Raw genomic sequence first — 6949 nt, 5'->3', positions numbered from 1 at the left:
ACCTCAAACTGCGCGCCATCACCTCGGAATGCTGCGCGGATAATTCTCGGAACGCTGCGCGCCATCACCTCGGAATCCCGCGCGCCATCAAATCGGAACACCGCGCGCGATCACCTCGGAATCCGCAGGCGATCACGCTGGCATCGGGAATGCGCCGCCGGATGATCCGATCATTGCCCAGCGGAGTGACGATCACCGGCGAGTGATGCTTCTGCAACAAGCGGAGTGTCGGCAGGTCAAGGTGATCGTAGTGGTTGTGCGACAGCAGCACGGCATCGATCGGCGGCAGATCGTCAAACATCACGCCCGGCGCGGTGACCCGCCGTGGCCCGGCCATCTGCACCGGACTGGCACGTTCCGACCAGACCGGATCGGTCAGGATGTTCAGGCCGCCGATCTGAATAAGCAAGGTGGCATGACCGACCATGGTGATCCGCACACCATCCACGGTGCGATCGGGACGGACCGCCGCCACCGGCACCGAGGACGGCCAGGGATTGTCCGGTATCGACCGCCGCCAGCGCAGCACGTCGCGCAAGCTGCGGTCGGTTTCCGGCTCTCCCGCAGGGTTGAGGAACCGCACGCCATCGAAATGGTCGGTAACCGGTCCGTCGTAATAGGGGTTCCTGGGGCGCAGCATGAATGTATCTGTCATCCTACTGCGCCCAAAGACCCTAGAACTTCTGCCCGAATTTCACCCCGAACTGTTGCGGCTTGGTCGGATAGACGCGGTAATAGGCGCCGCAGATCGTTGGTGTGCAGGCGGTGTTGCGGCTGAGTTCGCCGCGCTTGTCGAAGGCGTTCTGGATATAGACCTGCCAGGTGCGCTGGCCCCAGGTTCCGCCGACCGAGAAGTCCACCGTATCGAAGCCCGGAACCCGGCCCACGGCGGCATATTCGGCGTCGGTCAGGAATGAACGGCTGCTGCTTTGATGCTGGAGCGAGGCCTGAATATAGGCCTTCATCGCACCCAGTTCGACGTTGTAGCGCGCCGTCAGCGAGCCCTTGAGCTTGGGCTGGATCGGCAATTGCGTTCCCGCAGGCGCCGCTGCGGGAACGCCCGGCGTGCACACGCTGTTGCCCGAACCATCAACCTTGCAGAAATTGCTGGTCAGCTTGGCGTCGATGTAAGTGCCCGTGCCCGACAGTTCGAAACCGCCGCTGGCAAAGGCGAAGCTGGCTTCGACCCCGTGGACCCGCGCGTTGCCCGCGTTGTAGATGCTGGTGATGCCGTTGTCGCCCGACAGGCCGAACTGCAACTGCTTCCATTCCTCGATGAAGGCCGCCCCGTTCAGCGTCAACTTGCGGTCGAACAGGCCGAGTTTCCAGCCGATCTCATAGTTGTTGAGCGTGTCGGACTTGAACGGGATCACCCCCAGCCGACGGTTGACCCCGCCCGGTCGATAGCCGGTGGAATAAGTGGCATAGAGCAGCTTGTTGTCGGCAAACTTCCACGAAAGCGTGGCCTTGTGCGTCTCGCCCACGTCGTGAAAGCGGCCATTCACCTGGTTGGTGGCGGTGGCAAAGCCCGAAAAGCCGTTCTGCGTGTTGTGCGTGATGAAGCCGCGAATGCCGACATCGAGCGTCAGGCGCGGCGTGATGTCATAGGCAAGATCGCCATAGGCGGCATAGTCGCGGTCCACCCGGAAGATGCGGGTCTTGAACACGTCGTCGCCCGAACCGGGGATTGCCTGCGGAAAGCTGAAGCCATCCTGCGGGATGGAGCCGATGCCGGTGATGAAGTAATCGGCGTTGATCCAGTCGGTCTGCCGTTCGTAGAACAGCCCGGCAGTCAGCCGCAGCGGCTTGCCCGCAGGCGAAGTAAAGCGCAGTTCGTGCGTCTGCTTCGAATAGCGGTCATAGAGCAACTGGTTCTGCGTGGGATCGAGGAAGGTGCCCTTGCCCGTGGGGAAGTAGGTGTAATAGAACGAACCGTCATTGCCACCGCCATCGTAGGCGACGGTGTAGTAGCTGTAATCGGTGCGATTTTCGACCGTTCGGCCAAACGCGCCACCGGCATACGTCACGTCCCAATTGCCGATCTTGCCCTGCACGGTCAGCGCGAGCTGGTACCATTCATCGTTGTTGTAGTCGGGCGTGAAATCGTGAACCTTCAGATCCCCGACACGCGGATCATACAGGAACGCGCCGTGGCTCTTCTGCTTTTGATAGACGACTTGCGGCAGGACGGTCCAGTTGTCGTCGAGATCGACCTTCAGCGCGGCGCGCCCGCCCCAGGTGTCGACGTCGTTGAAGTCCTTCTTGGCAAAGGCCTTGTTGTCGATCGTCACGTTGGTGGTCGGATCGCCATCGTTGAGCGTGTAGGTGCGCGTGGCCGGCGTGTTGTCGATAAAGCCGCCATCATGCTCGTAAAAGCCGACGATGCGGATCGCCGCGTTCTCGCTGAGCGGAATGTTGACATAACCTTCGGCGGTGCCGCCCGCTGCGCCCTTGCCAAAGGTGTTCGCATCGAAATCGACCCCGGCGGAAAAGCGGCGGGTATCGGGCTTTGCAGTGATCAGCCGCAAGGTGCCGGACAGCGAACTGGCACCATAGAGCGTACCCTGCGGCCCGGACAGCGCTTCGACCCGCTCGACATCATAGACATGGAAATCGACGTTGTTGGCGATCGAAGTCAGCGGCACTTCGTCAAGATAGAGGCCGCTGGCCGGTGCAGAACCGCCGTGCAAGCCGTCACCGCCGCTGGTCACGCCGCGAAAGTAGATCTGGCTTTGTCCGGGGCCGAACGACTGGAAGCTGACGCTGGGCAGCAACTTGGCATAATCGTCGAACGCGGCGACCTGGCGTTGGGACAACGTGCTGGCGTCGAACGCGGCGATCGAGATGGGCACATCCTGCAGTTTTTCCGCGCGTTTGGTCGCGGTGACCACAATCTCGCCCGGCATGGTCTGCGCTCCGGCGTCGGCGGCCTGATCGGGCGCAGCTTGGGCGAACGCCGCTTCACCCCCGGCAAGGCCGGTCGAGCCGAGCAGCAAAGCCATGAAAAACTTGCGATTGCCGTGCAATCCAAACGCGTTGCGCATTGTGCCGCCCTCCATGTCGGGGTTTATGAACCCTCTTCCCCGGCTTATGACTATTGCTTAACGGTGACTCTCTGTTGGACAGTTGTCAAGCCGCAGTACACCTGATCACCCAGCGAACAGGCGACGTGCGGTGGCCTCGCACAAGGCGACGCAGCGGTCGGCGGGAGTGCGTGCCTGCGACAGGAACAGTTCGATCCACAAGCCGTCCATCACCGCCGAAATCACCGCAACCGCATCGGCAAGCGGCGGCGTGGCGGGGCCTTGCGGCAAGCGGCCGACGACGCTTTGAAGCAGCGCTCGCTGGCGCAGATTGAAGCTTTCGGACACCTCGGCAAAGTCCTCGCGGCTGCGCGCCAGTTGCCAGAACGCCATCCATGCGGCGATCAGATCGGCGCTGGACCATTCGGCTGCGAACACCGCTTCGAACAGGCCGCGCAGCTGCGCCCATGGATCATCGCCGGACGCGGCGACCGCATCGGTCATCCACACCAGCAACTGCTCGCACAACTGCTCGTAGGTTTCGAGCAAGAGGTTGTCGGGATTGCGGAAATAATGGCGCAACAGGCCATGACTGACCCCAGCCTCACGACAGATGGCCCGTCCGGTGGCACCACGCGGCCCCAGCCGGGCAAGACACGAGACCGTCACCGCAAGCAAGTCCTGACGGCGCACCGACGGCGTCTGTCGGGTGCGCCGGGGTTTGGCTTGCGCGGCGTCGGGGTGGGTGGCGGTCATGGAATGCGCTCAGGCAATGCGCGACACAGGGGCAAAGTCAAGTGGCAGCTCCGGCATAACGCTGCCGCCCAAGCCGATAGATCAGCGCGCCGGTGCCCAGCAGAATGGCGGTCATTGCAAAGATCTTGAACACGGCAAGCGCCTTGGCAGGCTCGTCCGGCGCGGGAAAGCAGGCCATCGCCAGCGCGAACAGCGTCGTGCACAAGCCCACCACGGCCACCACGGTCGAAGTGACCGAGCCGCCCGGCAGCCGCGTCACTTCGGGTCCGGCGGGTTCGCGCTGCAACCGGATAAGCGCCAGAAACACCAGCGCGAACGGCAGGAACGCCGCGATGATCCCCATGCTGACAAGCACGTCGTAGGCGCCCTTGACGCCCGTTCCCGCCTGCCCCGCCACGCAGAACAGCGCGCCCAGCCCGCCCTGCACCAAAATGGCGATGTGCGGCGTGCCCCAGCGGGGATGCACGCGGGCAAACGCCTCGGGCAGCATCCGGTCGATACCGACGGCAAAGGGAATGCGCGCGGCGGCGGTAAGGAAGCCACTGGCGGCACCGATGTTGCCCAGCGTGATCAGCACCGCCAGCGGCACCACGATCCAGCCTGCGCCGAGCCGTCCGGCGGCGACGGCACCCGCCTGAATCAGCCCTTGCAAGGTGTTGACCTCGCTAGCCGGCATGGCCAGCAACACCGCCACCGTGCCCAGCACATAGCTCGCCACAATCACCGCCCCGGCTATCGGCAGCGCGCGCGGAATGGTGCGACGCGGGTTCTTGATCTCATCGCCCAGAAACGAGGCGGTTTCAGCCCCCGACAGCGCGAAAGCGATCGACCCCCACGCCACCATGTGCGTCAGATCGAACGTCGGGATCATCGTTTGCGGGGTGAACGTGGTTGCAGGGCCGAACCGCCACCAGGCAAGGCCGCCCATCACGATCACCGCCAGCGCGGGCAGCCACATACCCAGCGCGCCAATGTTGTGCATCCACTTGCCAAAGCGCAGGCCGATGACGTTGATCCCGGTGATGAACGCCAGCGCGACCAGCGAGAACCCCATGTAATAAAGCGGGCTGTCGTGCAGATGCATCCAACGATCGCCGCCGATGAACAGCGCGTTGCCCGCGTCGAAATAGAACACGCTGGGGAAATACGGCAGGTTCGAGGTGAAATAGCTCCACCCCGCCATGAAACCGATGAACGGCCCGAACGCCTGACGCGTCCACACATAAAGGCCGCCCTCTTGCGGATAGCGCGACGACAGTTCGACGATCGCCAGCACCAGCGGCAGATAGAAGCCCACCAGCGCACCGATCCAGACCAGCACAGCGCTTGGGCCCATGGCGGCGGCGGTGGCGATCCAGCGCAGGCTGACCCCGGTAACGATGTAGAACAGCGCCAGATCCGCCACGCCCATGACTTTGGGCGGGTGCGGAGCGCCGCGCGCCATCAGCGCCGGCCCCGCGCCATGCCGTCGCGCAGCACCGCTTGCGCCGCGTTGTGGCCCGGTGCGCCGGTGACCCCGCCGCCCGGATGCGCACCTGCCCCGCACAGATAGAGCCCCTGTACCGGGGTGCGGTATTGCGACCATGCCGGGGTCGGCCGCATCGAAAACAGCGCGCCGGTTGCCAGATCGCCGTGAAAGATGTTGCCCTCGGTCAGCCCGAACGTTCGCTCAAGATCGAGCGGCGTATAGAGCCGCTGGCCCAGGATCAGCTCGGGCAGATCGGGCATGTGGCGGGTGATCTGGCGGATGACCGATGCCGCCAGTTCCTCGCGCCGCTCGTCCCACGTGCCTTCGCGCAAGTGATAGGGCACGAACTGGATGAAGCAGGTCAGCATGTGGTGCCCGGGTGGGCACAGCGTGTCGTCGATCAGGCTGGGGATCACGCAATCGATCCACAGTTCGTCGGCAATCTCGCCGAAACGCGCCATGTCCGAACAGCGCTGCGCGCTTTCCAGCGTAGGCGCGATGGTCAGCAGCGCCCGCTCACGCGGGTCGGCATCGGCCGGACGACCAAGGACGCGTGGCTCGCCCGACAGTGCCAGATTGAGCTTGGCGGCGGGTCCGTTCATGCGGATTGCGGCGACATCGCGGCGGAACGCCTCGGGCAGCGCCTGCCCCGGCACCATGCCCAGAAAGGTGCGCTTGGGATCGGCATTGGACAACACCACCGGCGCCCGAAAGGTCCGCCCGTCGGCCAGCGTCACGCCGGTGGTTGCACCATTGGCTACATCGATGCGCAGCACTTGCGCATTGGTCAGGATGCGCGCGCCATGTTCACGCGCCGCGTCGGCCAGTGCCTCGGTGATCGCCCCCATGCCGCCGATCACGTGGCCGTTGAAGCCCTGCACACCATGATCGCCGCCCGCCAGCAAGTGGAACAGCAACCCCACCGCCGAGCCCGGCTCATAGGGCCCGCCATGCTTGCCATAGACGCTGTTGGCCAGGATCATCCGCTTGGTTTCATCGGCCTCGAAATGCCGGTCGAGGAAGTCGGCCAGCGAGCCGGTCATGAATGTGACCATCTCGCCCGCTTCCTTGCCCTTCAGGCTGCGGAAACGCCGGAACAAGCGCCACGCCTCACGCAGACGCGCCAGCGGCCCGGCGGCGGCCAGATCGGGCGGCGTTTCAAGGAAGAAGGGCTGAAGATAGGCGGCCAGCGCCTTCAACCGCCGGTCAACGTCGACAAAGGCCAGCGCGTCGGCTGCGGAATACTGCGCGATCTCCTCGGCCGTGCGGTCGACATCGGCCCACCAGCGGATGATCCGCTCGCCGCCCACCGGCACCGTCAGGATCGGGTCGCAGGCGACCATGCGCAACCCCCGCCGCCCGAGATCGAGATCGCGGATCACCGTGGGCATCAGCATCGAGGCGATGTACGAAGCGGTTGAAACCCGATGGCCGGGAATGACCTCTTCGGTCACCGCCGCACCACCGACGACGGCGCGCCGTTCCAGCACCAGCACACGGCATCCGGCGCGGGCCAGATAGGCTGCTGCGGTCAGTCCGTTGTGCCCGGCACCCACGACGATCGCGTCAAACGCTTCGTCGTCGGCAGCCGTCGTCACCGTTGGTTCCCCCGCCACGCTTTCCTCCGACTGGCCGTCGTCAATCAGCCAAGCTTGCCCCAGCACGGACAATGAGGCAAGTGTCTAATAAATTCGTACCGCGC

Annotated in this window: 5 protein-coding genes; all 5 read right to left on the bottom strand. The window is 64.4% G+C overall.

Annotated features, from left to right (window positions below):
• Positions 1-64 precede the first annotated feature (64 nt).
• The 5 genes from LDN95_RS09555 to LDN95_RS09535 all read right to left on the bottom strand — a co-directional run bounded on the left by LDN95_RS09555 (position 65) and on the right by LDN95_RS09535 (position 6863).
• Complete coding sequence (locus tag LDN95_RS09555) at positions 65-655, bottom strand: MBL fold metallo-hydrolase (protein WP_226017438.1); 591 nt, start codon at positions 653-655, stop codon at positions 65-67.
• Between the two features lie 19 nt (positions 656-674).
• Positions 675-3044 (bottom strand): TonB-dependent receptor, encoded by a 2370-nt coding sequence (locus LDN95_RS09550; protein WP_226017437.1) that lies wholly within the window; start codon positions 3042-3044, stop codon positions 675-677.
• 105 nt (positions 3045-3149) lie between these two features.
• Positions 3150-3779, bottom strand: coding sequence for a TetR/AcrR family transcriptional regulator (locus LDN95_RS09545; protein ID WP_226017436.1), 630 nt, complete (start codon positions 3777-3779; stop codon positions 3150-3152).
• 37 nt (positions 3780-3816) lie between these two features.
• Positions 3817-5223: an APC family permease gene (locus LDN95_RS09540; protein WP_226017435.1), complete on the bottom strand. Its 1407-nt coding sequence runs from the start codon at positions 5221-5223 to the stop codon at positions 3817-3819.
• Entirely contained in the window at positions 5223-6863 is a 1641-nt protein-coding gene (locus tag LDN95_RS09535) for an NAD(P)/FAD-dependent oxidoreductase (protein WP_226017434.1), read from the bottom strand. The genes LDN95_RS09540 and LDN95_RS09535 overlap by 1 nt, the downstream gene beginning before the upstream one ends.
• Between the last annotated feature and the right edge of the window lie 86 nt (positions 6864-6949).

Source organism: Novosphingobium sp. FKTRR1 (assembly GCF_020404405.1).
Classification (GTDB): Bacteria; Pseudomonadota; Alphaproteobacteria; order Sphingomonadales; family Sphingomonadaceae; genus Novosphingobium.
Note: the sequence above shows the minus strand (reverse complement) of the source record. Positions and strands in the feature narration are given on the sequence as shown.